This is a genomic window from Streptomyces gamaensis (assembly GCF_042656465.1).
Taxonomy (GTDB): domain Bacteria; phylum Actinomycetota; class Actinomycetes; order Streptomycetales; family Streptomycetaceae; genus Streptomyces; species Streptomyces gamaensis.
Map to the genome: position 1 here is coordinate 202,643 of NZ_JBHSPB010000001.1, position 26,435 is coordinate 229,077.

General features: G+C 72.0%; 24 protein-coding genes and 1 riboswitch. Of the genes, 12 read left to right on the forward strand and 12 right to left on the reverse strand.

What is annotated here, in order from left to right; translation table 11 throughout:
* The first annotated feature begins 4 nt into the window (after positions 1-4).
* The 3 genes from ACFP1Z_RS00845 (at position 5) to ACFP1Z_RS00855 (ending at position 2,187) form a co-directional block, all read left to right on the forward strand.
* Entirely contained in the window at positions 5-265 is a 261-nt protein-coding gene (locus ACFP1Z_RS00845) for a UBP-type zinc finger domain-containing protein (protein WP_390313699.1), read from the forward strand.
* Positions 266-809: 544 nt separating this feature from the next.
* Positions 810-1,223 carry an ATP-binding protein gene (locus ACFP1Z_RS00850; RefSeq protein ID WP_390313700.1) on the forward strand — a complete coding sequence of 138 codons (414 nt, stop codon included), beginning with the start codon at positions 810-812 and terminating at the stop codon, positions 1,221-1,223.
* A gap of 40 nt (positions 1,224-1,263) precedes the next feature.
* Positions 1,264-2,187 carry an RNA polymerase sigma factor SigF gene (locus tag ACFP1Z_RS00855; protein ID WP_390314081.1) on the forward strand — a complete coding sequence of 308 codons (924 nt, stop codon included), beginning with the start codon at positions 1,264-1,266 and terminating at the stop codon, positions 2,185-2,187.
* Between the two features lie 46 nt (positions 2,188-2,233).
* On the opposite strand, the gene ACFP1Z_RS00860 is transcribed toward ACFP1Z_RS00855, so the two are convergent.
* A complete protein-coding gene (locus ACFP1Z_RS00860; protein ID WP_390313702.1) occupies positions 2,234-2,713 on the reverse strand; it encodes a hypothetical protein in 480 nt (159 codons plus the stop codon).
* Between the two features lie 83 nt (positions 2,714-2,796).
* Between ACFP1Z_RS00860 and ACFP1Z_RS00865 the strand changes: the two genes are divergently transcribed.
* Together ACFP1Z_RS00865 and ACFP1Z_RS00870 are read left to right on the forward strand one after the other, a co-directional pair.
* A complete protein-coding gene (locus ACFP1Z_RS00865; protein WP_390313703.1) occupies positions 2,797-3,765 on the forward strand; it encodes a diacylglycerol/lipid kinase family protein in 969 nt (322 codons plus the stop codon).
* A 320-nt stretch (positions 3,766-4,085) separates the two neighbouring features.
* Positions 4,086-4,343, forward strand: coding sequence for a WhiB family transcriptional regulator (locus ACFP1Z_RS00870; protein WP_004937597.1), 258 nt, complete (start codon positions 4,086-4,088; stop codon positions 4,341-4,343).
* A gap of 205 nt (positions 4,344-4,548) precedes the next feature.
* Here the strand turns inward: ACFP1Z_RS00870 and ACFP1Z_RS00875 are convergent, their stop codons facing one another.
* Positions 4,549-6,039 carry a sensor histidine kinase gene (locus tag ACFP1Z_RS00875; RefSeq protein WP_390314082.1) on the reverse strand — a complete coding sequence of 497 codons (1,491 nt, stop codon included), beginning with the start codon at positions 6,037-6,039 and terminating at the stop codon, positions 4,549-4,551.
* Positions 6,040-6,167: 128 nt separating this feature from the next.
* Entirely contained in the window at positions 6,168-6,749 is a 582-nt protein-coding gene (locus tag ACFP1Z_RS00880) for a TetR/AcrR family transcriptional regulator (protein ID WP_390313704.1), read from the reverse strand.
* An 82-nt stretch (positions 6,750-6,831) separates the two neighbouring features.
* Here ACFP1Z_RS00880 and ACFP1Z_RS00885 point away from each other — a divergent pair, with 82 nt between their 5' ends.
* Both ACFP1Z_RS00885 and nagB read left to right on the forward strand, forming a co-directional pair.
* A complete protein-coding gene (locus ACFP1Z_RS00885; RefSeq protein WP_390313705.1) occupies positions 6,832-7,599 on the forward strand; it encodes an SDR family oxidoreductase in 768 nt (255 codons plus the stop codon).
* A 268-nt stretch (positions 7,600-7,867) separates the two neighbouring features.
* Positions 7,868-8,653, forward strand: a complete 786-nt coding sequence (gene nagB, locus ACFP1Z_RS00890; protein WP_390313707.1) for a glucosamine-6-phosphate deaminase — start codon at positions 7,868-7,870, stop codon at positions 8,651-8,653.
* Between the two features lie 93 nt (positions 8,654-8,746).
* Here the strand turns inward: nagB and ACFP1Z_RS00895 are convergent, their stop codons facing one another.
* From ACFP1Z_RS00895 to ACFP1Z_RS00910, 4 genes are all read right to left on the reverse strand, one after another.
* The gene (locus tag ACFP1Z_RS00895; protein ID WP_390313708.1) at positions 8,747-10,279 is read right to left on the reverse strand and encodes a glycoside hydrolase family 3 protein; all 1,533 of its coding nucleotides are present in this window, start codon (positions 10,277-10,279) and stop codon (positions 8,747-8,749) included.
* A 20-nt stretch (positions 10,280-10,299) separates the two neighbouring features.
* Complete coding sequence (locus ACFP1Z_RS00900) at positions 10,300-11,130, reverse strand: carbohydrate ABC transporter permease (protein WP_390313710.1); 831 nt, start codon at positions 11,128-11,130, stop codon at positions 10,300-10,302.
* On the reverse strand, positions 11,127-12,107 hold the full coding sequence (locus ACFP1Z_RS00905) for a carbohydrate ABC transporter permease (RefSeq protein ID WP_390313712.1): 981 nt from the start codon (positions 12,105-12,107) through the stop codon (positions 11,127-11,129). Before ACFP1Z_RS00905 ends, ACFP1Z_RS00900 begins: the two co-directional genes overlap by 4 nt.
* Positions 12,108-12,278: 171 nt before the next feature.
* Positions 12,279-13,544, reverse strand: coding sequence for an extracellular solute-binding protein (locus ACFP1Z_RS00910; RefSeq protein WP_390313713.1), 1,266 nt, complete (start codon positions 13,542-13,544; stop codon positions 12,279-12,281).
* Positions 13,545-13,835: 291 nt separating this feature from the next.
* Here ACFP1Z_RS00910 and ACFP1Z_RS00915 point away from each other — a divergent pair, with 291 nt between their 5' ends.
* The 3 genes from ACFP1Z_RS00915 (at position 13,836) to mctP (ending at position 16,660) form a co-directional block, all read left to right on the forward strand.
* The gene (locus ACFP1Z_RS00915) at positions 13,836-14,597 is read left to right on the forward strand and encodes a GntR family transcriptional regulator (RefSeq protein ID WP_390313715.1); all 762 of its coding nucleotides are present in this window, start codon (positions 13,836-13,838) and stop codon (positions 14,595-14,597) included.
* 156 nt (positions 14,598-14,753) lie between these two features.
* Positions 14,754-15,035: a DUF3311 domain-containing protein gene (locus ACFP1Z_RS00920; protein WP_390313717.1), complete on the forward strand. Its 282-nt coding sequence runs from the start codon at positions 14,754-14,756 to the stop codon at positions 15,033-15,035.
* Between the two features lie 35 nt (positions 15,036-15,070).
* Positions 15,071-16,660 (forward strand): monocarboxylate uptake permease MctP, encoded by a 1,590-nt coding sequence (gene mctP, locus ACFP1Z_RS00925; protein ID WP_390314083.1) that lies wholly within the window; start codon positions 15,071-15,073, stop codon positions 16,658-16,660.
* A gap of 100 nt (positions 16,661-16,760) precedes the next feature.
* Here the strand turns inward: mctP and ACFP1Z_RS00930 are convergent, their stop codons facing one another.
* Positions 16,761-17,426, reverse strand: a complete 666-nt coding sequence (locus ACFP1Z_RS00930; protein WP_390313719.1) for a PhzF family phenazine biosynthesis protein — start codon at positions 17,424-17,426, stop codon at positions 16,761-16,763.
* Between the two features lie 149 nt (positions 17,427-17,575).
* Positions 17,576-17,700, forward strand: a riboswitch (cobalamin riboswitch).
* A gap of 175 nt (positions 17,701-17,875) precedes the next feature.
* Here ACFP1Z_RS00930 and ACFP1Z_RS00935 point away from each other — a divergent pair.
* Together ACFP1Z_RS00935 and ACFP1Z_RS00940 are read left to right on the forward strand one after the other, a co-directional pair.
* The gene (locus ACFP1Z_RS00935) at positions 17,876-20,278 is read left to right on the forward strand and encodes a ribonucleoside-diphosphate reductase subunit alpha (RefSeq protein WP_390313720.1); all 2,403 of its coding nucleotides are present in this window, start codon (positions 17,876-17,878) and stop codon (positions 20,276-20,278) included.
* Entirely contained in the window at positions 20,278-21,294 is a 1,017-nt protein-coding gene (locus ACFP1Z_RS00940) for a ribonucleotide-diphosphate reductase subunit beta (RefSeq protein ID WP_390313721.1), read from the forward strand. Before ACFP1Z_RS00935 ends, ACFP1Z_RS00940 begins: the two co-directional genes overlap by 1 nt.
* 80 nt (positions 21,295-21,374) lie before the next feature.
* Here the strand turns inward: ACFP1Z_RS00940 and def are convergent, their stop codons facing one another.
* The 4 genes from def to ACFP1Z_RS00960 all read right to left on the reverse strand — a co-directional run bounded on the left by def (position 21,375) and on the right by ACFP1Z_RS00960 (position 26,189).
* Entirely contained in the window at positions 21,375-22,016 is a 642-nt protein-coding gene (gene def / locus ACFP1Z_RS00945) for a peptide deformylase (protein WP_390313723.1), read from the reverse strand.
* A gap of 129 nt (positions 22,017-22,145) precedes the next feature.
* The gene (locus ACFP1Z_RS00950) at positions 22,146-23,132 is read right to left on the reverse strand and encodes a tetratricopeptide repeat protein (protein ID WP_390314084.1); all 987 of its coding nucleotides are present in this window, start codon (positions 23,130-23,132) and stop codon (positions 22,146-22,148) included.
* 283 nt (positions 23,133-23,415) lie between these two features.
* Positions 23,416-24,687 carry an HD-GYP domain-containing protein gene (locus ACFP1Z_RS00955; RefSeq protein ID WP_390313724.1) on the reverse strand — a complete coding sequence of 424 codons (1,272 nt, stop codon included), beginning with the start codon at positions 24,685-24,687 and terminating at the stop codon, positions 23,416-23,418.
* The gene (locus ACFP1Z_RS00960; RefSeq protein ID WP_390314085.1) at positions 24,684-26,189 is read right to left on the reverse strand and encodes an HD-GYP domain-containing protein; all 1,506 of its coding nucleotides are present in this window, start codon (positions 26,187-26,189) and stop codon (positions 24,684-24,686) included. The genes ACFP1Z_RS00955 and ACFP1Z_RS00960 overlap by 4 nt, the downstream gene beginning before the upstream one ends.
* Positions 26,190-26,435 lie beyond the last annotated feature (246 nt).

A 26,435-nucleotide genomic window follows, 5' to 3' on the forward strand; every position in this document is an offset into this window, starting at 1 on the left:
AATCATGAGTGAGTGTGCGCACGTCGCGTCGTTGCCGCGCCCCGAGCCGGAGCCGAGCGGCTCCACCTGCGGGGAGTGCGCGCGGCTCGGCAGCCACCCGGTGCAGCTGCGGCTGTGCCTGGAGTGCGGCCACGTGGGCTGCTGCGACTCCTCGCCGCACCGGCACGCGACCGCGCATTTCCAGCAGACCGGACATCCGGTGATGCGCAGCTTCGAGCCGGGGCAGAGCTGGCGCTGGTGCTACGCGGACCAGCGCGTCGTCTGACGCCCGGGGAGCGGCGAACTCGCGGGCGACGAACGGGCGCCGGGGATGCGCGCGCGAGCGGGGAGCAGTTGCGCGAGGCGCTCTCCGGGGAGCATCCGGCGACCTGCGCGCTGATAGCGGAGAGTGAGCAAAAACGGTCGGAAACCGCCGTCGGGGAGACGTTCGGCAACCGTCAAGTCACCGACGGAACAGCCCCGTTCCGCACCGTCCCGTTCCGGACGGGCACGCTCGGTATCGGACCGGGGGCGTGCGCCGTACGGCCGCGGGCGTGCGGCGGACGGCCCGTCCGCTGGTCGCCGGGCGGCAGGTGGCCGCGGCCGCCTCCCGGCAGAAGCGCTCCACACTCTTGCGGTGCTCGCGCAGAGTGACGAAAATCCCAACAGGGCGACCGCTCTTTCGATTTGGGACCGCAAGCCCCTAGCCACTGTCCGTGCTCATGGGTTTACCATCAGTGACAGTTGTGGGGGTCGGCACAGCACCGCAGATCGCGATAGCGTCGCTGCCGAACCATGCTCAAGAAGCTTGTGCCACCTTGGAGGTGAGGGTGTCCCAATTCGCAGGCGAGCCCGGGACCCAGGACTTCGTGGAAGTCCGGCTGCCCGCTGCGGGTGCCTACCTGTCGGTGCTGCGAACGGCCACTGCCGGTCTCGCGGCCCGCTTGGACTTCACCCTCGACGAGATCGAGGACCTGCGCATCGCCGTGGACGAGGCGTGCGCGATCCTGCTGCAACAGGCCGTCCCCGGCTCCGTCCTCAGCTGCGTCTTCCGTCTCATCGACGACGCCCTGCAGGTGACCGTCTCGGCGCCCACCACGGACGGCCGGGCTCCCGAGCGCGACACCTTCGCCTGGACGGTGCTCTCCGCCCTGGCTGGCAAGGTCGACTCGACGGTCGCGGACGACCGGACGGTCAGCATCAGTCTGTACAAGGAGCGCGGCGCCGGCCCCGGACAGCCGTGACGAAAGAGGGGGCTCCGTGAGTACTGCATCGTCGCGGGGAGTGCGTACCCCGGCCATCCCGCAGCAGCCTGCCCGGCCGCGCCCGGGAGAGCCGGCAGATCCGCGGGGGACGGCACAGGCCGTGCCGGAACCGGCGAGTGACCCAACGGACCGGGCGGACCACATGGATCACCAGCAGCATCAGCAGCAGTGGCACCAGCACCCGGGCACGCACGACCGCAGCGGGGCCCGGAGCCTGTTCGTCCAGTTGCGGGCGCTGCCGGCCGGCTCTCCCGAACGGGCCGAGCTGCGCAACCACCTCGTGCGGATGCACCTGCCGCTGGTGGAGCACCTGGCCCGGCGGTTCCGCAACCGGGGCGAGCCGCTCGACGACCTCACCCAGGTCGCCACCATCGGGCTGATCAAGTCCGTGGACCGCTTCGACCCGGACCGCGGGGTGGAGTTCTCCACCTACGCGACCCCCACGGTCGTCGGCGAGATCAAGCGGCACTTCCGGGACAAGGGCTGGGCGGTGCGGGTGCCGCGCCGGCTCCAGGAGCTGCGTCTGGCCCTGACCACGGCCACGGCGGAGCTCTCCCAGCGGCACGGCCGCGCCCCCACCGTCCACGAGCTGGCGGAGCACCTGGGGATCTCGGAGGAGGAGGTCCTGGAGGGGCTGGAGTCCGCCAACGCCTACAGCACCCTGTCGCTGGACGTGCCGGACACCGACGACGAGTCCCCGGCCGTCGCGGACACCCTGGGCGCGGAGGACGAGGCCCTGGAGGGCGTGGAGTACCGCGAGTCGCTCAAGCCGCTGCTGGAGGACCTGCCGCCGCGCGAGAAGAAGATCCTGCTGCTGCGCTTCTTCGGCAATATGACGCAGTCTCAGATCGCTCAGGAGGTCGGCATCTCGCAGATGCACGTCTCGCGCCTGCTGGCCCGCACCCTCGCCCAGCTGCGCGACCGGCTGCTCGTCGAGGAGTAGCCGCGGCCCGTCCCCGGGGGCACCCGCCTCCGGGGACCGCCGGATCTCAGCCCCGGCGGGTGTCGATCCCCAGGGCCTCGGTGGCCGTCGGGTTCACCAGCAGCACCAGGGCGGCCACGGCCACGAGCGCGAGGACGACACCCGCCGCGATCAGCGCCCCGCCGGAACTGATCAGCGTCCAGGCCACCGGCAGCGCCATCACCTGCGTGATCACCGCGGGCCCGCGGCCCCAGCGGCGCAGCTGCCACAGCCCGCGCGCGGCGGTCAGCGGCAGCGCGGCCAGCGCGAGCACGGTCACCCCGCCCGTCACCGCCTGCTGCGGGCTGTCCGGCTTCCCGGCGACCCCCATGACCAGCAGGAACACCCCGGCGGCGGCGAGCGCCACGCCTTCGAGCGCGGCCAGCGCCGCGGCCGCCGTCAGCCGCCGCGGCCGCCCGGCGGCCGGGCCCGCGGCGCTCCGGGCGGCCTTCTGGGGCGCGCCGGCCTTGTCGGTACGGGACTGGGTACGGGACTGCTTGCTGCTCACCCCAGCAGGGTAGCCCTGACCCGAGCCGCGTCAGGGCGGGCCGGGACGGTGCCGTGTACCGAGTGGTAGGTAGGCTGGCGCGCATGCGTGCGCTCCTCGTGGTCAACCCCTCGGCCACCACCACCAGTGCCCGTACCCGTGATGTCCTCGTCCACGCGCTCGCCAGCGACCTCAAGCTCGACGTGGCCACCACCGAGTACCGGGGCCATGCCCGCGATCTGGCACGGCGGGCGGCGGAGAGCGGGACGACGGAGCTGGTGGTCGCGCTGGGCGGGGACGGCACGGTCAACGAGGTGGTCAACGGGCTGCTGGACGGCGGCCCCGACCCGGAGGGCCTGCCGCGGCTCGCGGTGGTGCCGGGCGGCTCGACGAATGTCTTCGCCCGCGCGCTGGGGCTGCCCAACGACGTCGTCGAGGCGACGGGCGCCCTTCTCAACGCGCTGCGCGAGGGCTCCGAACGCACCGTCGGCCTCGGGCTCGCGGCGGGCACCCCGGGCACCGAGGACGAGGGCGTGCCGCCCCGCTGGTTCACCTTCTGCGCCGGCTTCGGCTTCGACGCGGGCGTCGTGGGCCGCGTCGAGCAGCAGCGGGAGCGCGGCAAGCGTTCGACCCACTCCCTGTACGTGCGACAAGTAATGCGTCAATTCCTCGGCGAGCCCAATCGCAGACACGGCACGATCACCCTCGAACGGCCTGGCGAGGAGCCACTCCGCAATCTCGTCATGTCGATAATCTGCAACACCGCTCCCTGGACCTATCTGGGCAACCGCCCGGTCTACGCCTCCCCGCAGGCCTCCTTCGACACCGCCCTTGACGTGCTGGGACTCACCAAGCTCACGACCACGACGGCCGCCCGGCACGTGGCCCAGCTGCTGACCTCGACCCCGGAGCACGGTCCGCAGGGCAAGCACGCGGTCTCCTTGCACGACCTGACCGCCTTCACCTTGCATTCGCAGGTGCCGCTGCCCTTCCAGATGGACGGCGACCACCTCGGCGTGCGTACCAGCGTGACGTTCACAGGCGTACGTCGTGCACTGCGTGTGATTGTGTGAGTGGTAGGGGCTAAAGTCCTTCCAGTCGAACGTTTAGGCTGTGTTGCACCCCCTGGAAGTACGGCTGTGACCTAGCCGACACCGAGGAATCAAAAAAAACTTTCCAGAAGGGGTTGTATCCGCAGCCAAGGTTTGCGAGTCTCTTCGTGGCGATCGGGACGGCCGCACTCCAGGGCCCCCGAATCAGCCCGATTCCCTCCCCTTATCCTGATGGACCGCACCAGTTTCACGACTGGGCGTCGGGCCTTCCCTCGTGGAGGGATTCGTGAAAGCGTTCACATTCACAAGCAACGAAGCCGCAACGAGGAGATGGAGCAGCCATGGACTGGCGTCACAACGCCGTTTGCCGCGAGGAAGACCCCGAGCTGTTCTTCCCCATCGGCAACACCGGTCCTGCGCTGCTGCAGATCGAGGAAGCCAAGGCCGTCTGCCGCCGCTGCCCCGTGATGGAGCAGTGCCTGCAGTGGGCGCTGGAGTCCGGTCAGGACTCCGGCGTCTGGGGTGGCCTCAGCGAGGACGAGCGCCGCGCCATGAAGCGCCGCGCCGCCCGCAACCGGGCGCGCAACGCGACGGCCTGACGCCGTTCGCGGAGCGAGCATTCCCGACGACGCCCCTCGGCCCCCGAGCCGCAGCGCGCAGTACCCCCGATGGGGGCCATGATGTGAGCTTTGAACCCCGGATCCGCGGAAGGATCCGGGGTTCAGTGCTGTTCACGCCCGTTCACACGGGCCGTTCACGCGGCCGTTCACACCGTGCCGTTCACCGCGGGGCGGCCGCGCACGTTCAGTATCCGGTGCGCGGCGACGGGGACTTGACGTCTCCCACGGGGATGTCGAGGACCACGCGCGTCCCCCCTCCGGGCGCGGGCACCATGTCGAAGGTGCCGCCCATCTCGCCCTCGACCAGGGTGCGGACGATCTGCAGGCCCAGATTGCCGGCGCGCTGCGGGTCGAAGCCCTCGGGCAGTCCGCGTCCGTCGTCCTGCACCGAGATCAGCAGCCGGGCCTCGGCGCGGAAACCGCTGCGGACGGCGGTGACTTCGACCGTGCCGTGCTCGCCGGGGCCGAAGCCGTGCTCCATCGCGTTCTGCAGCAGCTCGGTCAGCACCATCGACAGCGGAGTGGCCACCTCCGCGTCGAGGACACCGAACCGGCCGGTGCGGCGGCCGGTGACCCGGCCCGGGGAGATCTCGGCGACCATGGCGAGCACCCGGTCGGCGATCTCGTCGAACTCGACCCGCTCGTCGAGATTCTGCGACAGCGTCTCATGGACGATCGCGATGGACCCGACCCGGCGGACCGCCTCCTCCAGCGCCTCACGGCCCGCGGACGGGCCGATCCGGCGGGCCTGCAGCCGCAGCAGGGCGGCCACGGTCTGCAGATTGTTCTTCACCCGGTGGTGGATCTCCCGGATGGTGGCATCCTTGGTGATCAACTCGCGTTCGCGGCGGCGCAGTTCGGTCACGTCGCGCAGCAGCACAAGTGAACCGATGTGCGCTCCTTTGGGTTTGAGCGGAATGGCGCGCAGCTGGATGACCCCGTCACTGCCCTCGACCTCGAACTCGCGCGGCGCCCAGCCGCTGGCGAGCTTGGCCAGCCCCTCGTCCACCGGACCCCGCGAGGGCGCCAACTGAGCGGTGGTCTCGCCCAGATGATGCCCGACGAGGTCGGCGGCGAGGCCGAGGTGATGGTAGGCGGAAAGCGCGTTGGGGCTCGCGTACTGCACGACGCCGTCGGCGTCCAGCCGGATCAGCCCGTCGCCGGCACGCGGCGAGGCGCCCATGTCGCTCTGCTGCCCGGGGAAGGGGAAGGCCCCGTTCGCGATCATCTGCGCGAGGTCGGAGGCACTCTGCAGATAGGTCAGCTCCAGCCGGCTCGGCGTCCGCACGGTCAGCAGATTCGTATTCCGGGCGATGACCCCCAGGACCCGGCCCTCCCGGCGCACCGGAATCGACTCGACCCGCACCGGCACCTCCTCGCGCCACTCCGGGTCGCCCTCGCGCACGATACGGCCCTCGTCGAGGGCGGCGTCGAGCATGGGGCGGCGGCCGCGCGGCACGAGGTGCCCGACCATGTCGTCCTGATAGGAGGTCGGGCCCGTATTGGGGCGCATCTGTGCGACCGAGACATACCGGGTGCCGTCCCGGGTGGGCACCCACAGCACCAGGTCGGCGAAGGACAGGTCGGAGAGCAGCTGCCACTCCGAGACCAGCAGATGCAGCCACTCCAGGTCGGAGTCGCTCAGGGCGGTGTGCTGGCGTACGAGGTCGTTCATGGAGGGCACGTTCGTGAGCCTACCGGGGCGGGGATCCACGCCGGCCCGGGCGGGAGCGGCGAGGTCGGGGCGGCATGGATCCTTGCGTACGGGCGGTGGGTGTCAGGCGGCGGCCGGGAGCCCACTCGTTACGGCCAGCAGTGCATTGCGGTTTCCGCGATTGCCTGCAGCTCCTCTCGGCTCGCGCCGTCGCGCGCCTGCTGGGACATGCCCTGAAAGACGGCGGCGCAGTAGCGGGCAAGCGCCATCGGGTCGGTCGCGGGGGGCAGTTCGCCGGCCGCGAGGCCGGCGCGGATCCGTTCCTCGAAGGCGCCCGCGAAGGCCGCACGCTGGTCGCGCAGGATGCGCTCCGCCTCCGGCTCGTTCGCGGCGAAGACCACGAGGCAGCCCCGGGGCCGGTCGTCGGCGGTCAGCCAGCGCGCGGCCTCGCGCAGGACGCGCCCGACGGCCTCCCGCGCGGTCGGCTCCTGCGTCAGTGCCCGCCCCATGTAGGCACCGTAGGTGTCGACGTAGAAGGCCACGACCTCCTTGAAAAGGGTCGCCTTGTCGCCGAAGGCCGCATAGAGGCTGGGGGCACCGATGCCCATGGCCCGGGTGAGGTGGGCGATGGAGGTCGCCTCGTAGCCGTGCTCCCAGAACACCCGCATCGCCCGGTCCAGGGCCTCGCCCCGGTCGAACGAGCGGGGCCTGCCGCGCTGCTTGGTCGCCATGCCCGAAATTTTATATCGCCCGCTACAGAATCTGCTACTCTCCTTTCCGTAACGACCACTACAGAAAGAGGGGGGCGCAGCCATGGGCACGCTCACGGGCAGGACGGCACTGGTCACGGGGGGCAGCCGGGGTATCGGCCGGGCGATCTCCGAGCGTCTCGGGCGCGACGGGGCCCTGGTGGCCGTGCACTACGGCACCAACGAGGGCGCCGCCAAGGAGACCGTCGCCGCCATCGAGGCCGCCGGCGGGCGGGCTTTCGCCTTCGGCGCCGAGCTGGGCGTCCCGGGCGACGCCGAGGCGCTGTGGGCCGCGTTCGACGCGAAGCTCGCGGAGGCCGGTGCCGCGCCGGGCCTGGACATCCTGGTCAACAACGCGGGCACGGCCCTCGCCGCCGGCATCAAGGAGACGGACGAGGCCGGCTTCGACAAGGTCTTCGCGGTCAACGCCAAGGCTCCCTTCTTCATCATCCAGAAGGGCCTGGAGCGGCTGCGTGACGGCGGCCGCATCATCAACACCACCTCCGGCATGACCCGGATCGCCTTCCCCGGCATCGCGGCCACCGCGGCCTCCAAGGGCGCGCTGACCACCCTGACGCGCACCCTGGCCCTGGAGCTCGCCCCGCGCGGCATCACGGTCAACTCCGTCGCACCGGGCGTCACCGAGACCGAGGTCAACGCCTGGCTGGCCGACCCTCAGGCCCGTGCCTACGGTGAGTCGTTCTCGGCGTTCAAGCGCGTCGGACAGCCGGCGGACGTCGCCGATGTCGTCGCGTTCCTCGCTTCCGAGGACTCCCGCTGGGTCACCGGCCAGGACATCGACGCCACGGGCGGCTCGCTGCTCGGCCTGTAAGGACCCGCGGGAAGTCCCGCACGCCTGCCGCACGACCCGCCGCCGGAGCAACGCCATCCCCCGTAGGCGCCCGGCGGCACCTCACGGCTCCCGGCCCCCAAGGGTCGGGAGCCGTCCGTCGTTCCGCCCCCGCGGGCCGTGCGCGACCGTGGCCGGAGGCTGCCGCTCCCCGGGGCGCCTCTGCTAGATTGGTCTATACCACAGACTTTTCCTTGTCTTCACGGTCAAGACCCCCCATTTCCGGCTTATTGAGATCGGCAGGACCAGCGTGGAAGTTGTCATCGTCCCGGACGCGAAGGCGGGCGGCGAGCTCATCGCCGAGGCCATGGCCGCCCTGCTGCGCCGCAAGCCCGACGCCCTGCTCGGTGTCGCCACCGGCTCGACCCCGCTGCCCGTCTACGAGGCCCTGACGGCCAAGGTCCGCTCCGGTGCCGTGGATGCCTCGCGTGCCCGTATCTGCCAGCTCGACGAGTATGTCGGGCTGCCGGCCGAGCACCCCGAGTCCTACCGTTCGGTCGTGCTGCGCGAGGTCGTGCGGCCGCTCGGGCTGACCGAGGAGTCCTTCATGGGCCCCGACGGCACCGCCGAGGACGTCCAGGGCGCGTGCGAGTCCTACGACCGCGCGCTGGCCGGGGCGGGCGGTGTGGACCTGCAGTTGCTGGGCATCGGCACCGACGGGCACATCGGCTTCAACGAGCCGTGCTCCTCGCTCGCCTCCCGCACCCGGATCAAGACGCTCACCCAGCAGACCCGCGTGGACAACGCGCGGTTCTTCGACGGCGACATCGACCAGGTGCCCCACCACGTGATCACCCAGGGCATCGGCACCATCCTGGAGGCCCGTCACCTGGTGCTGCTGGCCACCGGCGAGGGCAAGGCGGACGCGGTCGCGCAGACCGTCGAGGGCCCGGTCTCCGCGCTGGTGCCGGCCTCGGCGCTGCAACTGCACCCGCACGCGACGGTGGTCGTCGACGAGGCGGCGGCCTCCAAGCTGAAGCTCGCCGACTACTTCCGCCACACCTACGCCAACAAGCCCTCCTGGCAGGGCCTGTAACCGGCGGCCGGACAGCTGCCGGACAGCGAACGGCCCGGCCGGGGCCCCTTCACGGGGCGCCCCGGCCGGGCCGTTCTCCGTACCCGGCGCGGGTCAGCGTCCGGCGATGACCTCCGCGGCGGCCCGCCCGCACACGCGGGCCGCACCGTGGGTGGCGATGTGCGGTGCCCCGGCCGGGGGCGCCTGGTTCAGGCCCATCTCGACGACCACCATCCGCGGGCAGCGCTCCAGCAGCGCGGCCAGCGCCTCCGCCATCCACGCGTGCCGGTGCGCGTCCCGGACGACGGCGACGACCGGCCGGCCGGCAGCCGCATCGAGTACCCGGCCGGCCAGGGCCGCCGCCCCGGCTTCCGCGATGCCGTCGGGCCCGTACGTACCGGTGGCCGTGCCCGGCAGCAGCCGCTCCAGTTCGGCGGCGACCCCCCAGGGGGTCTCGTCGCCGACGGCGATGTTGGCGGCGGGGGTGAGGGCGGCGACGTACACGGGCCCGGTGGGCGGGGTGTACGGGTACGGGCCGGGGGTCACGCGCAGGGCGCGGCGGGCGGCTTCGAGGCCGACCTCGGGAGCGGGCGCGGTGCTCCCCTCCCGCGCCGCGCCCGCGTCCTTGGCCCAGCGCGCCAGGGCGCGTACCCGCCCGGCGGCGTCGGCGAGCCGCTCCTCGGGCAGCTCGCCGGCCCGTACGGCCGCGACGAGCGCGTCGCGCAGCCGCAGGACGGTCTCCTCGTCGGCCAGGCCGCCGCCCACGCAGACGGCGTCGGCGCCGGCGGCGAGCGCGAGCACGGTGCCGCGTTCGAGCCCGTAGCCGGCGGCGATGGCCCGCATCTCGACGGCGTCGGTGACGATCAGCCCCTGGTAGCCGAGGCCGCCCCGCTCGCGCGGGCCGCGCAGCAGTCCGCCGAGCACGGCGGGGCTGAGGGTGGCCGGGCGGGCGGCGTCGAGGGCGGGCAGCAGGATGTGCGCGCTCATCACGGCCTTGGTGCCGGCCTCGACGGCGGCCTGGAACGGCACCAGTTCACGGGCGGACAGCAGCTGCGGGTCGGCGTCGATGCGCGGCAGGTCGTGGTGGGAGTCGACGGCGGTGTCGCCGTGGCCGGGGAAGTGCTTGGTGCACGCGGCGACGCCCGCGGCCTGCAGTCCGCGTACGTACGCGGCGGTGTGCCGGGCGACCAGGTGCGGGTCGGCGCCGAAGGAGCGGACGCCGATGACGGGGTTGTCGGGGTTGGAGTTGACGTCGGCGGACGGCGCCCAGTTGAGGTTCACCCCGCACTCGGCGAGGCGGCGGCCCAGCTCGTGGGCGACGGCGCGGGTCAGCTCCGGGTCGTCGACGGTGCCCAGGGCGAGGTTGCCGGGGAAGGAGGAGCCCTGGCGCACTTCCAGGCGGGTGACGTCGCCGCCCTCCTCGTCGATGGCGACGAGGACGTCCGGGCGCTCGGCCCGCAACCGGGCGGTGAGCGCGGCGAGTTGCCCGGGGCTGATGACGTTGCGGCCGAACAGGCCGACGGAGCCGAGCCCTTCGCCGAGCCGGCGCAGCACCCAGTCGGGGGCGGTGGTGCCGGTGAAGCCGGGCTGCAGGACGGTGAGGGCGTCGCGGGTGAGGGTGTCGGTGCGGTGGGTGAGGATCGTCATGGTGGGCGGACTCTCTTTCACTAACCCTTGACTGCGCCGGACGTGAGACCGCCGACCGCCTTGCGCTGCAGGAAGAGGAAGACGATGAGGATCGGGACGGCGAAGAGCGAGGAGGCGGCCATGGTGGCACCCCAGTCGTCGCCGAACGCGGTACGGAAGCCGGTGAGCCACAGCGGCAGGGTCTGCGCGGCGGGGTCCTTGCTGAGGATCAGCACGAGCGGGAACTCGTTCCAGGCGGTGATGAAGCCGAACAGCGAGGTGGCCATGAGACCGGGCGCCAGCAGCGGGAAGATCACCTTCACGAAGGCCTGCGGGCGGGTGCAGCCGTCGACCATGGCGGACTCCTCCAGCTCCTTGGGCACCGCCGCGATGTAGCCGCGCAGCGTCAGGACCGTGAAGGGCAGCACCATGACGGTGTAGAAGGCGGTGAGCGGGACGAGGCTGTTGAGCATGTCCTCGTCGCGGACCAGCATGTAGATCGCGATGACCATGACCTCCCAGGGGGCCATCTGCGCGATCATCATGGTGAGCAGTGCGCCCTTGCGGCCCTTGAAGCGCATCCGTGCCAGCGCGAAGGACGCGAACAGGGCGATCACGAGGGAGAAGGCGACGGCGAGGACGGTGACGGTCACGGAGTTGCCGACCAGTCTCCAGAAGCCGTCGGCGTGCACGGCCCGGTCGAAGTGGTCGAGGGTGGGGCTGGTGGGGAACCAGACCGGGTCCTCGCCGACGATGTCCCGGTTCTCCTTGAAGGCCGTGGAGAACATCCAGTAGACGGGGAAGGCGAAGACGGCGAAGAGGACGACGGCCGCCGTCCCCGGCCAGATCCGGCCGACGAGGGAGCGCCTCACAGCTCGTCCTCCTCTTGCTTGAGCACGATCCGCAGGTAGTACGCCATGAGCGCGAGCAGGATCAGGATGGTCAGGATGGAGATGGTGGCGCCCATGCCGAAGTGCTGGTTGCCCATGCCCTCGATGTAGGCGTAGATCGGCAGGGTCTCGGTGAGCCGGTCGGGCCCGCCCTCGTTGATCGCGTAGACCTGCGGGAAGGCCTTGAAGACCCAGATGACCTCCAGGAAGGTCGTGGCGAGGAAGAAGGGTTTGAGGAAGGGGAAGGTCACGGAGGTGAAGCTCTTCCAGGTGCCCGCGCCGTCCAGGGCGGCGGCCTCGTACAGTTCGCCGGGGATCGTCGTGGTGGCCGCGTAGAGGTTGAAGGCGACGAACGGGATCGACTGCCAGACGATCAGCACGGTGATGACGAAGAACGTCGACAGCTGGGTGCCGATCCAGTTGTAGCCGGCCATCGCGTGCCAGCCGAGGCCGTTCAGGACGTAGTTGACGACACCGTAGCGGGCGTCGAAGAGCCACTGGAAGACGGTGGTGGCCGCGATGACGGGCATGGCCCAGGCGAGCACGAGGCCGACCGACAGCAGCAGCCGCATCTTCTTGCCGAGCCGGGCGAGCAGCAGCCCGACGAGGGTGCCGAGCAGCATGATGAGGGCGACGTTGACGGCGGTGAAGACGACGGAGCGTCCGACGACCCGCCAGAAGTCGGAACTGCCCAGTTGGCGGGCGTAGTTCTCCAGGCCGTTCCACTCGGTGACCCGCTGGATGAGCTGCCGTCGGTTGAGGTTCTGCAGCGACAGCAGGAGGTTCTTGATCACCGGCCAGCCCAGCAGCAGCGCGGTGACGGCCGCGGCGGGCAGGAGCAGCAGGTACGGTACGCCGCGCGCGGCCCGGGCTCTGCCGCCGCCTGCGGGTGGTGCGCCGCCCTTGCCGGTGCGCGGGGCGTCCTCCGCCTCCGCCGCGTGGTGTGTCTGCGCTGCCATCGTGCGCCTTCTTCCCCTGTGGAACGGTCGTGCTGCGAGGGCGTGCCGCGCACCGGGCGCGGGGGTTGTCCCGGGCCCGGTGCGCGCGTGGCGCCTCGGATGCGGCTCGCTGGTGGCCCGAACGGGCGCTTCTGGTACGGCGGTTGTGTGCTGCCGCCCGGAAGCCCGGGGTCACTCCTTGGTGCTGAGGCGCTTGTTGATGTCGGCCTCGACCTGCTTGGCGGCCTCGTCGGCGGACTTTCCGCTCAGAACGGCCGTCATGTACGCCTTGATCGGGTTCGGGGCGTTCTCCACGGCGGCCCACTCCGGGATCAGCGGGGTGGTGCCGCCGCCGGCCACGGCGGGGGCGCCCGCCTCGGCGGCGAGGTTGCCCTTCAGGCCCGGCAGCAGGGACTCCTTGTTGGGGGTGAGTCCGGCTTCCTTGGCGAGCGCCGTCTCGTTCTTGTCGGACAGGACGATCCGCAGGAACTCCTTGGCGAGGTCCTGCTTCTTGCTGCCCTCGGCGATGGCGAGGTTGGAGCCGCCGAGGAAGACGCCCTCGGGCTTGTCCGCGCTCTCGCCGGGGATGGTGAAGTAGCCCATGTCCTTCTCGATGGCCGGGTTGGCCTTGATGGCCGTCGCGGCTTCCCAGCCCATGCCGATGAAGGCGCCTGTCCTCCCCTTGGCGAAGATGTCGGCCTGCTGCGGGGTGGCCTCGTCCTTGTCCTTGGGGGCGCTGCTGAAGGACTGGTACTGCTTGTAGATGTCCATGGCCTTGGCGACTTTGGGGTCGGCGAGGTTGGAGACGTACTTCTTGCCGTCCTTCTTCACCAGTTCGGCGCCGGTGCCGATGGTCAGCCCGTCGAAGAAGTACCAGTTCTGGCCGGGGAGATAGAGCGGTTCGGCGTCGCCCTTCTTCTTGATGGCCTCAAGGTCCTTGAAGAATTCGTCGCGCGTCTTCGGTACGTCGGTGATTCCGGCGTCGGCCCAGATCTTCTTGTTGTAGATGACGACGCGGTTGGCGGCCCACCACGGGGCGGCGTACTGCTTGCCCTCGAACACGGCTGATTTGTTGAGGGATTCGGTCCAGTCGGCGCCGATCTCCTTCTTCAGCCCGCCGAGGTCGGCGAGGCCGCCGGTGGCCGCGTAGGCGGGGGTCTGGGTGTTGCCGAGCTCGACGACGTCCGGCGGTGAGGTCTCCGAGAGGGCGGCGGTGAGCTTGGTCTGGATGCCGTCCCACTTCTGGACCTGGACATCGAGCTTGGCGCCGGTCTTCTGCTCGAACTCGGCCTTGACCGCGTCCGTCCAGCCCTTGGGGTTGGAGCCGTCCATGAACCAGACGGTCAGGGTCTTGCCGCTCCCGCCGTCCGAGCCCTTGTCGCCGCCGCTGGACCCACAGGCCGCGACGCTCACCAACAGGGCCGCGACACCCGTCGCTGCTATGAGCCCACGCTTCACAACACTCTCCCCGACCTCAGAACGCAGGTGAAACGAAACATCGGGCGAAGTGCCCGCCCAAAAGTGGTCTTTAATGGTTTAGACCAGTGCCCGCAGCTTGGCCTAGACCTTTTGGGGTGTCAAGGGTGTATAAGAGTCGCTGTCGGCTCCGTTACCGGACCGACACCTCGCGTCGGCCGGGACAACTCCGGCACCCCCGGGCCCTGCCCGTGCCACCATGTGACCGCGACAGACGGAGGAGCCGGTGACAGCAGCGGGACAGCAGCAGGACTTCAGTCGGGAAGGCACGTCATGGTGACCGAGGAGGCCGTCGCGGACAGCGGCGGGGAGGGCGGCTCGCGCACCGCGCGCGTTCCCAAGTACTACCGGCTCAAACGTCACTTGCTGGAGATGACCGAAACGCTCCCCCCGGGCACCCCCGTCCCCCCGGAGCGCACCCTGGCCGCCGAGTTCGACACCTCCCGCACCACCGTACGCCAGGCCCTTCAGGAACTGGTCGTCGAAGGACGACTGGAGCGCATCCAGGGAAAGGGGACATTCGTCGCGAAGCCCAAGGTTTCGCAGGCGCTCCAACTCACGTCCTACACCGAGGACATGCGCGCCCAGGGCCTGGAGCCGACCTCCCAGCTGCTGGACATCGGCTACATCACCGCCGACGACCGGCTCTCCGCGCTCCTCGACATCGCCGTCGGCGGCCGCGTCCTGCGCATCGAGCGGCTGCGGCTGGCCAGCGGGGAGCCGATGGCCATCGAGACCACCCACCTGTCCGCGAAACGCTTCCCGGCCCTGCGCCGCAGCCTCGCCAAGTACACCTCGCTGTACACGGCGCTGGCCGAGGTCTACGGGGTGCGGCTGGCCGAGGCCGAGGAGACCATCGAGACCTCACTGGCCACCCCGCGCGAGGCGGGCCTGCTCGGCACCGACACCGGACTGCCGATGCTCCTGCTCTCCCGGCACTCGCTGGACGCCCAGGGCGAGCCGGTCGAGTGGGTCAGATCGGTCTACCGGGGCGACCGCTACAAGTTCGTGGCCCGGCTGCGGCGCCCGGACTGAAAGCCCCCGAAGGGGAACTCCCGCAGCTCACCGGGCGGTTCCCCACGGCGATGTTGCCATACCGATATCCGGACAGGGGATGACGCCCACCGGCGGCCTCCCCTAGTTTTCCTGTGCGTCACTGATGTGATCACCTACGGGGACGGAGTCATCGCCATGGCACAACCACCGCTGCCGGGAAGAGAGTCCGGGGCACGGCCCGCCCGCAGGGCCGTCGTCACCGTGCCGCTGGCCGTCGCGGGCGTATGCCTGGCGCTGCCCTTCGCCGCGATGCTGTGGGTCGGCTCCTACGCGCGGCAGACCCCCGCGCTCCTCGGCATCCCGTTCTTCTACTGGTACCAGATGCTGTGGGTGCTGATCTCCACGCTGCTCACCGTGGCCGCGTACACGATCGTCCGCCGCCACGAGCGCGTCCGCGGGGGCGGTGAGCGGCGGTGACGGCGGTGACGTACGCCGCCGGCGGCGGGCACGGCGTGAACGGCGTGGCCCTCGCCGTCTTCGTCTTCTTCTTCCTCGTCGTCACGGTGATGGGCTTCGTCGCCTCCCGCTGGCGCGCCGCCGAGAACGCCGACAGTCTCGACGAATGGGGCCTGGGCGGGCGGTCGTTCGGCACCTGGGTCACCTGGTTCCTGCTGGGCGGCGACCTGTACACCGCCTACACCTTCGTCGCCGTCCCGGCGGCGGTCTACGCGGGCGGCGCGGCCGGGTTCTTCGCCGTGCCGTACACGATCCTGTGCTATCCGCTGGTCTTCACCTTCCTGCCGCGCCTGTGGTCCGTCGCCCACCGCCACGGCTATGTCACCTCCTCCGACTTCGTGCGCGGCCGCTTCGGCTCGAAGGGCCTCTCGCTGGCCCTCGCGCTCACCGGCATCCTCGCGACGATGCCCTATATCGCGCTCCAACTCGTGGGCATCCAGGCGGTGCTGGACGTGCTCGGGGTGGGCGGCGGCTCCAACTGGTTCATGAAGGACCTGCCGCTGCTCATAGCCTTCGGCGTGCTCGCCGCCTACACCTACTCCTCCGGGCTGCGCGCGCCCGCGCTCATCGCGTTCGTCAAGGACGCCCTGATCTACATCGTCATCGCCGTCGCCATCGTCTACATCCCGCTGCGGCTCGGCGGCTTCGAGCACATCTTCGCCAAATCGGCGGAGGCGTTCGCCGCCACGAACCCCGCGACCGGGGCCCCGCGCGGCTCGCTCGTCCCCGGCGCCGACGCGCAGTGGGCGTACGCGACCCTCGCACTGGGCTCCGCGATGGCACTGTTCCTCTACCCGCACTCGGTCACGGCCGTGCTCTCCAGCAGCAGCCGCAACGTCATCCGCCGCAACACCACGATCCTGCCGCTGTATTCACTCATGCTCGGCCTGCTGGCCATGCTCGGCTTCATGGCCATCGCGGCGGGCGTGAAGGTGAAGAACGGTCAGCTCGCCATTCCGCAGCTGTTCTCGGACATGTTCCCCGACTGGTTCACGGGGGTCGCCTTCGCCGCGATCGGCATCGGCGCGCTCGTGCCCGCCGCCATCATGTCGATCGCCGCCGCCAACCTCTTCACCCGCAACATCTACAAGGACTTCCTGCGGCCCGACGCCTCCCCCGAGCACGAGGCCAAGGTCTCCAAGCTCGCCTCGCTGCTCGTCAAGGTCGGCGCGCTCGTCTTCGTCCTGACGATGGACAAGACCGTCGCCATCAACTTCCAGCTCCTGGGCGGGATCTGGATCCTCCAGACCGTCCCCGCGCTCGTCGGCGGCCTGTTCACCCGCTGGTTCCACCGCTGGGCCCTGCTGGCCGGCTGGGCGGCCGGCATGGTGTACGGGACGTGGCGCGCGTACGACACGCCGTCGGCGACGCAGGACCACTTCGGCAACACGAACCTGATCCCCCTCATCGGGGAGAAGGGGTACATCGGGCTGACCGCGTTCGTGCTCAACGTGGCGGTGGCGGTGGTGCTGACGCTGGTGCTGAAGGCGGTCAAGGCGCCGGACGGGGTGGACGAGACGAAGGCGACGGACTACACGGCGGACGTGGGCGACCCGGGGGTCGCGAGCGGTTCCGGGGGGCACTGACGGGTGTGACGACGGGCGGTCGCCGCCGGCGCCCGCGGGCGCCGGAACCGGCCCGGCCGCGCCCGGCCGCCCCCGTCAACTCCCCTGCGGGCAACGCCCGTCACCGCTCCAGCGCGACCGTGCCGCCCAGCTCCACCCACCCGTCCTCCGCGTACCGCGTCCGCAGCCGTGAGCCCGCCCCCTGACGGATGTCCAGTCCGCGCCGCAGTCCGGCGGTGAGGGTGACGGCCGCGGCACCGGTCGCCTCGTCCTCGGTGACGCCGTCGCCGCGCCTCGGGAAGCCTCTGGCGCGGACCGCGCCCGCCGCCTCGTCCTGCCACGCCCACGCGTAGAGCCAGCCCTCGCCCGGAGGCGGGGCGGGCAGGGCGTCGACCTCGGCCGGGGAGGGGTACTGCCGCATCACGCGGCCCGTCGCCCACCGCGCGCGGCAGCGGATCCACACGTCGCCGTCGGCCGTGAAGCGGACGGGCACCTCCCCCGCCGGCGGCCGCAGGGTGCCGGCCCCGTGGCCGTACCGCCGCAGCAACCACGCCGCACCCACCAGCGGGTGGCCCGCGAAGGGCAGTCGAGTGCTCGGGGTCCGGATGTCAACTTTGCCCCGGTCCGGGTCGTCGATGAACACTGTCTCGCTGAAGCCCAGCCGCGCGGCCAGCCGCTGCCGTGCGTCCGCGTCCGGTACGGCCGCGCCGTCGCGGACGACGCCGAGCGGATTCCCGCCCGTGCCGTCGGGGCCCGTGAACACGCGCAACACCTGTGCTTCGCCCATGGAGTGAGGGAACCACAGGGCCCCGCGCCCGCTCCGCGCGGCCCCGTCCCGGGCCCCCGCAAAGGGCCGCAAGCACACCGCCTGTGGGCGCACCAACACGTTCCCGGCACTAGATGTGGGGGGCGCGTGCGAGGCACGGCACTAGATGTATGCTCTTCCTCGCTGTCGACGCAGGGGAATCCGGTGGAAATCCGGAACTGTCCCGCAACGGTGAATGTGTACTCATTTGCGGTGCACCTGCAGTCCGAGGACCTGCCGGCAGCGCGCCCGTCCCGAGCCCGCCCGGCCCGGCCGGCGGGTGAGGAACACGTCCGGGCCTCGCGGGTTGGGCCGACGGGCGCCTGCGCGCATGCTCACGTACGTCCGTAAGGGACCGTACGGGGCGCATGCGCGTGTGCGACCGCCGCGCACCGCCCGCCCGGCCACTTGCCGAGCGAGGAGAGCCTCCAGTGACCATCGCGCCCGCCGATCCGGCTGCAGGTCCGGTCTCAGCTACCGCGGAAGCGAACGACGGTCCCGGGACCGCGCTGCTGCGCACCCTGACCGAACTCACCGCCGATCTGCCCGCCACCGACCCGGGCAAGGTCGCCGCCGCCGCGCTGCGCGGCCGTCACCCGGGCTCGGACGAGGCCGGGCTGCGGGCCCTGGCCATCGAGGCGGCCGCCGGGCTGATCGCCGAGGAGCCGCAGTACTCGCGGCTCGCCGCGCGGCTGCTCACCCTCGCCATCGCCGAGGAGGCGGCCGGGCAGGGCGCCGTCTCGTTCTCGGCCTCGGTCGCGGTGGGCCACCGCGAGGGCCTGATCGCCGACGGCACGGCCGAGTTCGTCCGTACCCACGCGGCCCGCCTGGACGCGCTCGTGCAGGAGGCGCTCGCCCAGGGCGCGGACGACCGCTTCGGCTACTTCGGGCTGCGCACCCTGCACTCCCGCTATCTGCTGCGGCACCCCCTGACCCGCGACGTGATCGAGACCCCGCAGCACTTCCTGCTGCGCGTGGCCTGCGGTCTGGCCGAGGACCACTCGGAGCGGGCGCTGGAGGACGTGGCGCGGCTGTACGGGCTCACGAGCTCGCTGTCCTACCTGCCGTCCTCCCCCACGCTGTTCAACTCCGGCACGCGCCACCCGCAGATGTCCTCCTGCTATCTGCTGGACTCGCCGCTGGACGAGCTGGACTCGATCTACGACCGCTACCACCAGGTGGCGCGGCTGTCGAAGCACGCGGGCGGCATCGGCCTGTCCTACAGCCGGATCCGCTCCCGGGGTTCGCTGATCCGCGGCACCAACGGGCACTCCAACGGCATCGTGCCGTTCCTGCGCACCCTCGACGCCTCGGTCGCCGCCGTCAACCAGGGCGGCCGCCGCAAGGGCGCGGCCTGCGTGTACCTGGAGACCTGGCACGCGGACATCGAGGAGTTCCTGGAGCTGCGGGACAACACCGGTGAGGAGGCCCGCCGCACCCACAACCTCAACATCGCGCACTGGATCCCGGACGAGTTCATGCGCCGGGTCGAGGCGGACGCCGACTGGTCGCTGTTCTCCCCCGCCGACACCCCCGACCTCGTCGACCTGTACGGCGAGGAGTTCGACGCCGCGTACCGCCGTTACGAGGCCGAGGGCAAGGCCGTCAAGACGATCCCGGCGCGGGTGCTGTACGCGCGGATGATGCGCACCCTCGCGCAGACCGGCAACGGCTGGATGACGTTCAAGGACGCCGCCAACCGCACCGCGAACCAGACCGCGGAGAAGGGCCGGGTCGTCCACTCCTCCAACCTCTGCACGGAGATCCTGGAGGTCACCGACGACAGCGAGACGGCTGTCTGCAACCTCGGTTCGGTCAACCTCGCCGCGCACCTGGGCGAGGACGGCGGGATGGACTGGGAGAAGCTCGACGCGACCGTCCGGACGGCCGTCACCTTCCTCGACCGCGTCGTGGACATCAACTTCTACCCGACCGAGCAGGCCGGCAACTCCAACTCCCGCTGGCGGCCGGTGGGTCTGGGCCTGATGGGTCTGCAGGACGTCTTCTTCCGGCTGCGGCTGCCCTTCGACTCGGCGGAGGCCAAGGAGCTGTCCACGCGGATCTCCGAGCGCATCATGCTCGCCGCCTACGAGGCGTCCGCCGACCTCGCCGAGCGGCACGGCCCGCACCCGGCCTGGTCCGCGACCCGTACCGCGCGCGGGGTGCTGCACCCGGACCACTACCCCAACGCCGTGCCCGCGTGGGCCGGCCGCTGGGAGGCGCTGCGGGCCCGTATCGCGACGACCGGCATGCGCAACTCGCTGCTGCTGGCGATCGCGCCGACCGCCACGATCGCCTCGATCGCCGGCGTCTACGAGTGCATCGAGCCGCAGGTCTCCAACCTCTTCAAGCGCGAGACGCTCAGCGGCGAGTTCCTCCAGGTCAACACCTACCTGGTGGAGGACCTCAAGCAGCTCGGCGTATGGGACCGCGCCACGCGCGACGCGCTGACCGACGCCAACGGCTCGGTCCAGGACATGAAGTGGATCCCGCAGGAGGTGCGCGAGCTGTACCGCACGGCCTGGGAGATCCCGCAGCGCTCCCTGATCGACATGGCGGCGGCCCGCACCCCGTACCTCGACCAGAGCCAGTCGCTCAACCTGTTCATGGCCTCGCCCACCATCGGCAAGCTCAGCTCGATGTACGCGTACGCCTGGAAGCAGGGCATCAAGACGACGTACTACCTGCGTTCGCGCCCGGCGACCCGGATCGCCCGCGCGGCGTCCGGCGGTGCCGCCGCGGCCGCCCCCGTCCCCCCGCAGCAGGCCGCGCCCGACGCGGACGCCATCGCCTGCTCCCTTGAGAACCCCGAGTCCTGCGAGGCCTGCCAGTAATGTCTGCCGAACGCCCCAAGAACCTGCTCGACCCCGGCTTCGAGCTGACCCTGCGTCCGATGCGGTACCCGGACTTCTACGACCGCTACCGCGACGCGATCAAGAACACCTGGACCGTCGAGGAGGTCGACCTCCACTCCGACGTCGCCGACCTCGCCAAGCTCTCCCCGGGCGAGCAGCACCTGATCGGCCGCCTCGTCGCGTTCTTCGCGACCGGTGACTCGATCGTGGCGAACAACCTCGTGCTGACGCTGTACAAGCACATCAACTCCCCCGAGGCGCGGCTGTACTTGTCGCGGCAGCTCTTCGAGGAGGCCGTGCACGTCCAGTTCTATCTGACGCTGCTGGACACGTACCTGCCCGACCCGGACGACCGTGCCGCCGCCTTCGCCGCCGTGGAGAACATCCCGTCCATCCGGGACAAGGCGCAGTTCTGCTTCAAGTGGATCAACGAGGTCGAGAAGCTGGAGAGGCTGGAGACGAAGGCCGACCGCCGTCGCTTCCTGCTCAACCTGATCTGCTTCGCCGCGTGCATCGAGGGCCTGTTCTTCTACGGCGCCTTCGCGTACGTCTACTGGTTCCGTTCGCGCGGGCTGCTGCACGGCCTGGCGACCGGCACCAACTGGGTGTTCCGCGACGAGTCCATGCACATGGACTTCGCGTTCTCCGTCGTGGACACCGTCCGCGAGGAGGAGCCGGACCTCTTCGACGACGACATGCGGCAGCAGGTCACCGACATGCTCAAGGAGGCCGTCGAGGCCGAGCTGCAGTTCGCCCGCGACCTGTGCGGTGACGGCCTGCCGGGCATGAACACCGAGTCCATGCGCGAGTACCTGCAGTGCGTCGCGGACCAGCGTCTGCAGCGGCTGGGCATCGCCCCGGTGTTCGGCTCGGAGAACCCGTTCTCCTTCATGGAGCTGCAGAACGTACAGGAGTTGACGAACTTCTTCGAGCGGCGCGCCTCCGCCTACCAGGTGGCGGTCGAGGGCTCGGTCTCGTTCGACGACGAGTTCTAAAGGCCCGTCAATAGCGCTGCGGCGGCCGGAGGTTGGCACCAACCTCCGGCCGCCGCAGTGTTTCGCCGCGTGGAGCGGGATCAGTCGTTCGGGACCACGGGGTAGCGCGGCGTGCCCTCGGCCATCTGCTTCAGCGCGTCCTTGCGGTCGCGCTTGGAGAGGCGGTCGATGTACAGGCGGCCGTAGAGGTGGTCCGTCTCGTGCTGCAGGCAGCGCGCGAAGTAGCCGGTGCCCTGGACGCGGACCGGGTTGCCCTTGGCGTCCTGGCCGCGCACGACCGCGTAGTCGGGGCGGGCGAGGGAGGCGTAGGCGGTGGGCACCGACAGACAGCCCTCGTTGGAGTCGTCGAGCACACGCCGCTCGGCCGGCAGGTCCTCCAGGACCGGGTTGCAGACGGTGCCGACGTGGCGCACGCCCTCGTCGTCCATGCAGTCGTAGACGAAGACCTTCAGGTCGACGCCGATCTGGTTCGCGGCCAGGCCCACTCCCTCGGCGGCGCGCTGGCTGGCGAACATGTCGTCGACGAGCTGCGCGAGCTCGTCGTCGAACTCCGTGACGTCCTTGCACTCGCGGTGCAGCACCGGGTTGCCGACGACGGTGATCGGGCGGGACGTGCCGCGCTCGCGGTGGGCCCGCTCGCGCTCCTCGCAGTCCTCGGTGTCCACGATGAACTCGTCGAACTCGTCGTTCACCGACTGCTGATCGGTCTCTCGCTGCGCCATGCCGCCGCTTTGCCTTCCTCGAACCCGGAACGAACCCGGAAGTCAACCCGAACAGGTTGCCTCAAACGAATACCTGTCCAGGGTAAGGGGGACGCGGCCCCCGTCCCCCCGCAGACCTCCAGCAGAGCTCTAGCAGACCTCTTCCAGATCCCGCCACTCGCGGGTGTCGGGGCTGTCCGCGACCCAGCCGTCGAGCAGGCCGCGCACCAGCGCTGCGGGGGCCGCGATACCGCACTCGCGCTCGGGCACCCACAGCGAACCGGAGCCGGCCGTGCGGTGGCCGAGCGGGCCGGGGTGGCCGGGCTCGCTGTGGTCGTGCGGGTCCAGGTGCTCGCCGTCGCCCTCGTCGGAGGGCATCCGGCTCTCCGAGCACGTGCGGCACAGCAGCCGCACCGAGGAGGACCAGTCCTCGGCGGCGAAGCCCGCGTCGGCGGCCAGCCGCTCCAGGGCGTCCCGGTCGGCCTCGGTGGCCGCCTCCAGCAGCACCACCCAGGTCGGCACCGGTGAGGGCGCCCACAGCTCGATCTCGTCGAAGACCGGGAAGGCGGGGCCGGCGGCGGTGACCCGCTCGCCGTGCGGGACGCCGTCGTGCAGCACGACCTCGCCCCAGCGCCGCCCGGACGAGGGCAGCGGGATGGAGAGCACCTCCATCCGCGCCGGGTCCAGCCGGCGCCCCCAGACGACCTCGGCCTCGCCCTCCGGCGAGAGCCGTACCGCCGCGCTGCCCAGCTCCATGCCCACCGGCTCACCGGCCGGGGAGCCGTCGCCGGGCACCCGCAGCCCGTACGCCTGCCAGGCGCGGCGGGCCAGCGGCCAGTCCTGCAGGGCGGTCGCGGCGATGCCCACGTTCCACCAGTCGGGGGCGCCCGTCTCGCGGTCCAGCAGGGCCACGGCCCGCAGCCCGGCGGCGCGCGCCTGCTCCCAGTCGTGCCGGAACTTGTGCAGCAGCGCGAGGTTGAACCACGACTCGGACAGCCAGGGCTCCATGTCGGCGGCGCGTGTGAGCAGCGCGCCCGCGTCCTCGTACCGGCCGTCGCCGATGAGTGTGAAGGCACGGTCGGTGGCCTGCCGCCACGAGGCGGAAGGCCGGTGCCGTACCTTGCCGAAGATCCTCACGATTCCCGCCTGCCGGTCTGTGCGTGCGACCACGCCCGATGTCCCTGGTGACCGTGGCCGTCCTCCCGGACCACAACCTGCCACAGCTCACGCGCCCGGGGAAGCCGCGGCTGCCGGGCCGCCTTCCCGGCCCCGGCGCTCACGCCGCTCCCGCCACCGCTGCCGCTCCGCTGACCAGCGGCGGCGCGTCCGGAACCCCCCGTAGTGCGCATGTTCCCCGTCTCTGTCTCGTCTCTTCGCATCCAACCATGCCCCTGCGGACGCCCGCTCATTACCCGTGGGTTCAGCCCCCTACGCAGGCTTGGCGGCAAGTCTTCGAACTCGTCGGGGCCGGGCCGGGGGCGAGGTCGCCGCGGACGAGGACGCGGGCCAGGGCGGCCACCACGCGCGGGTCGTGCTCGTGGCCGGTGGCCAGCCGCAGCCGCTCCAGGGCGGTCAGCGGGCCGCAGCCCGCGGCGGCGGTGAGCTCCTCGTAGGCGTTCGCGGTGCGCAGAATGCGGGCGGCGAGCGGCTGCCGCCGGTACGGGTCCGCCTGCCGCTCGACGACCCGGGCGACCTCGGCGGGCACCCCGGTCCGCCGGACGACGGCGCCGCCGAGCAGGGCGATGCGGCGGCGGCGCTCGGCGGGCAGCGGTTCGGTGGCGCCGGCGGGGAGGGGCTCGTGGAGGGAGAGCTGGCCGATGTCGTGCGTCAGGGCCGCGTACTCCACCACGGTGAGCCGGGCCTCGGACAGACCGAGCTCCCGCCCGGTGGCCCGGCCCAGGGCGGCGACGCGGCGGGCGTGGCCGGGCGGGGTGTGCCCGGCGACCTCGGTGCAGCGGGCGAGGGCGGCGACGGTCTGCCGGCGGGTGGCGCGGCCGGCCGGCCGGCGGTGGCCGGAGAGCTGGGCGATCAGCAGGGGCAGGCCCAGCACGGGCAGCGCCCACAGTCCGGCGACGGCCACGGCGAGGGCCATGACGGCACCGGTCGCGCCGATCGCGGCGGAGACGCCGGGCAGGGCGCGGACCTCGTCCGCGAGGGCGGCGGGATACGGGCCGCCGGTGCGGGCGGTAGTGAGGGCGGCGGCCAGGACGGCGTCGCACAGGGCGGTCAGGGCGAGCACGGCGAGCAGCGACAGCACATGGGCGGGGCCGTGGCCGAGCATCCCGGCGGAGTGCAGGGGCCGCACGCACACGGCGGCGAAGGCGCAGGTCAGCGTGCGGCGGGCGAGGTGGTCGAGGGAGGGCGGGCGGCCGAGGGCGCCGATGAGGGTGGCGGCGAGGACGACGGCGACGGCCTGGGCGGCGCTGTGGGCGGCGGGCCGGCCGCCGACCTCGCCGAGGAGGGCGTACGCGAGGGCGCCCGCGGCGCCGGCCGGCGCGGTGTCGCGGGCCCCGGCGCGCACGGCCTCCGCCACGGCGATCAACAGGCCGTGGGCGAGGGCGACTTCGGGCTGCGCGAGGCCGTCGCGCGCGGTGTGCGCGAGGGCGGCCACGGCGGCGGCCGCGGCGGCGGAGTACACGACGGGTACGAGCAGCACGCCGGGCACGGGCGGGGCCGTCGCGCGGCCGGTCATCCGGTGCCCTCCGAGGGGTCGGCGCAGGGGTTCGGGCAGCGGGGTGCCGCGCTCGCGCAGGCGGTCGGCGGGCCCGGGGGCGGTGGGCAGCCGGGCGGTGAGAGCGGCAGCTCAGACGGCGAAGGGACGTTTCCGCTGGGCGGAACCGCGGGGGGTGTCGCCCTGCGGGCCTCCGGGGCCGGCCCGGCGCAGGGGGACCCGGGGGCGGCCGCCGGGTGCCAGCCGTGGCGGTCGAGCGCCGCGCACAGCGCGTCGACCACGCGCGGGTCGAACTGCGTGCCGGCGCAGCGGCGCAGCTCGGCGAGGGCGACGGGCACCGGCCGGGCACGGCTGTAGCTGCGGGTGGAGGTCATGGCGTCGAAGGCGTCGGCGACGGCCACGACCCGCGCGGCGTACGGGATGTGATGTCCCGTCAGGCCGTGGGGGTAGCCGCTGCCGTCGAGCCGTTCGTGGTGGTGCAGGACCGCGCTGCGGGCCTCGTCGAGGAAGCCGATGCCGCGGACGATCTCCTGCCCGTACTCGGGATGCAGTTCGATGACGCGCCGCTCCTCGGGGGTCAGCGGGCCGTCCTTGCGCAACAGCCCTGTCGGGACGGCGAGTTTGCCGACGTCGTGCAGGGTGCCCGCGAAGCGCAGCGCCTCCAGCCGCTCCCCCGCCAGACCCAGCTCCCGGGCGATGAGCACGCCGGCGCGGCCCACCCGCTCGCCGTGCCCGCGCGTATAGGGGTCCTTGAGGTCGACGGCCCGCACCAGGGCCCGGACCGCGGCCCGTTGGGCGGCGCGTTCGCGTTCACGGCGGTCGAGGAACCACGCGGAGACGGACAGGGGCAGCAGCACCAGCAGCGCGGCGAGCGGGCCGTAGCCGCTGCGCCACAGCACGGCGGTCACCAGCGCCGCCGGCCCGTGCGCCAGGACGGGCAGCGGCGCTCCCGCCAGGGCGCCGCGGCAGGCGGCGGCCGGGGAGCGGCGCTCGGCGGCCACGCGGATCGCGCCGTCGAGGGCGCCGGAGACCAGCGAGAAGACGAGCGCGGCGGCGACGGCGGGCAGCAGCAGCGCGGGGAAGACCCCGGGGAGCGCCGAGCACCACGCGGGAATCCGGCCGTCGAGGGGCGCGGACGGGCCGTCCGGAAGCACGGGCGCCCCCGCCAGGGCGAAGGTGTACGAGGCGGCGCCCGCGGCGAGCGCGAGCTGGGCGGCGTGCCACAACCGCCGTACGGGCGCGGGGCGCCGCCGCCCGCTCCGCCCGGCGAGCCCGCCCGGCACCGCGGCCAGCGCGGCGGCCGCCGGGGGCAGCAGGAACGCCCCGGTGAGCAGCACGGGCAGGGTCAGCCCGCGCCGGGGCAGCCGCTCGCCGCCCGCGCACACCGCGGCGAGCAGCGCGACCGTGCCCCAGGGCAGGTCCGCCCCGGGCCGCAGCGCGGGCGCGGCGACGGCCGCGGCGGCGAGCGCGGCGCACGCGACGCAGCCGCGTGCCGCCGCCGGAACGGTCGGATCGTGATGAATGGCGTCCTCCCCTCCCCGGCCGCCTCCCCCGGAGGGGATCCCCCAGGAGGTGCCGCCACGGGCTTGCCGTCAGGAAGGGGAGAATAGGCTCAAGACGGGCCGCGGAACGGCGCATTGGGGGATTGCCCCGCCCGATCCGAAGGAGTGCACACCTTCGGGTGACGTTCACACGGCACGTGCATAAATGCGCTTTCGCTGCCGCTCGGGGGCGGGAACGCGGGCCCGTACCGGGCGGCTCCGGGATCT

What these genes read in the sequence shown, in the direction of transcription:
- ACFP1Z_RS00845 (WP_390313699.1), top strand. Translation starts at nt 5, where the DNA reads ATGAGTGAGTGTGCGCACGTCGCGTCGTTGCCGCGCCCCGAGCCGGAG.
- ACFP1Z_RS00865 (WP_390313703.1), top strand. Translation starts at nt 2,797, where the DNA reads ATGCGTGCGCTCCTCGTGGTCAACCCCTCGGCCACCACCACCAGTGCC.
- ACFP1Z_RS00870 (WP_004937597.1), top strand. Translation starts at nt 4,086, where the DNA reads ATGGACTGGCGTCACAACGCCGTTTGCCGCGAGGAAGACCCCGAGCTG.
- ACFP1Z_RS00875 (WP_390314082.1), bottom strand. Translation starts at nt 6,039, where the DNA reads ATGAACGACCTCGTACGCCAGCACACCGCCCTGAGCGACTCCGACCTG.
- ACFP1Z_RS00880 (WP_390313704.1), bottom strand. Translation starts at nt 6,749, where the DNA reads ATGGCGACCAAGCAGCGCGGCAGGCCCCGCTCGTTCGACCGGGGCGAG.
- ACFP1Z_RS00885 (WP_390313705.1), top strand. Translation starts at nt 6,832, where the DNA reads ATGGGCACGCTCACGGGCAGGACGGCACTGGTCACGGGGGGCAGCCGG.
- ACFP1Z_RS00895 (WP_390313708.1), bottom strand. Translation starts at nt 10,279, where the DNA reads ATGACGATCCTCACCCACCGCACCGACACCCTCACCCGCGACGCCCTC.
- ACFP1Z_RS00905 (WP_390313712.1), bottom strand. Translation starts at nt 12,107, where the DNA reads ATGGCAGCGCAGACACACCACGCGGCGGAGGCGGAGGACGCCCCGCGC.
- ACFP1Z_RS00915 (WP_390313715.1), top strand. Translation starts at nt 13,836, where the DNA reads ATGGTGACCGAGGAGGCCGTCGCGGACAGCGGCGGGGAGGGCGGCTCG.
- ACFP1Z_RS00920 (WP_390313717.1), top strand. Translation starts at nt 14,754, where the DNA reads ATGGCACAACCACCGCTGCCGGGAAGAGAGTCCGGGGCACGGCCCGCC.
- ACFP1Z_RS00930 (WP_390313719.1), bottom strand. Translation starts at nt 17,426, where the DNA reads ATGGGCGAAGCACAGGTGTTGCGCGTGTTCACGGGCCCCGACGGCACG.
- ACFP1Z_RS00940 (WP_390313721.1), top strand. Translation starts at nt 20,278, where the DNA reads ATGTCTGCCGAACGCCCCAAGAACCTGCTCGACCCCGGCTTCGAGCTG.
- def (WP_390313723.1), bottom strand. Translation starts at nt 22,016, where the DNA reads ATGGCGCAGCGAGAGACCGATCAGCAGTCGGTGAACGACGAGTTCGAC.
- ACFP1Z_RS00955 (WP_390313724.1), bottom strand. Translation starts at nt 24,687, where the DNA reads ATGACCGGCCGCGCGACGGCCCCGCCCGTGCCCGGCGTGCTGCTCGTA.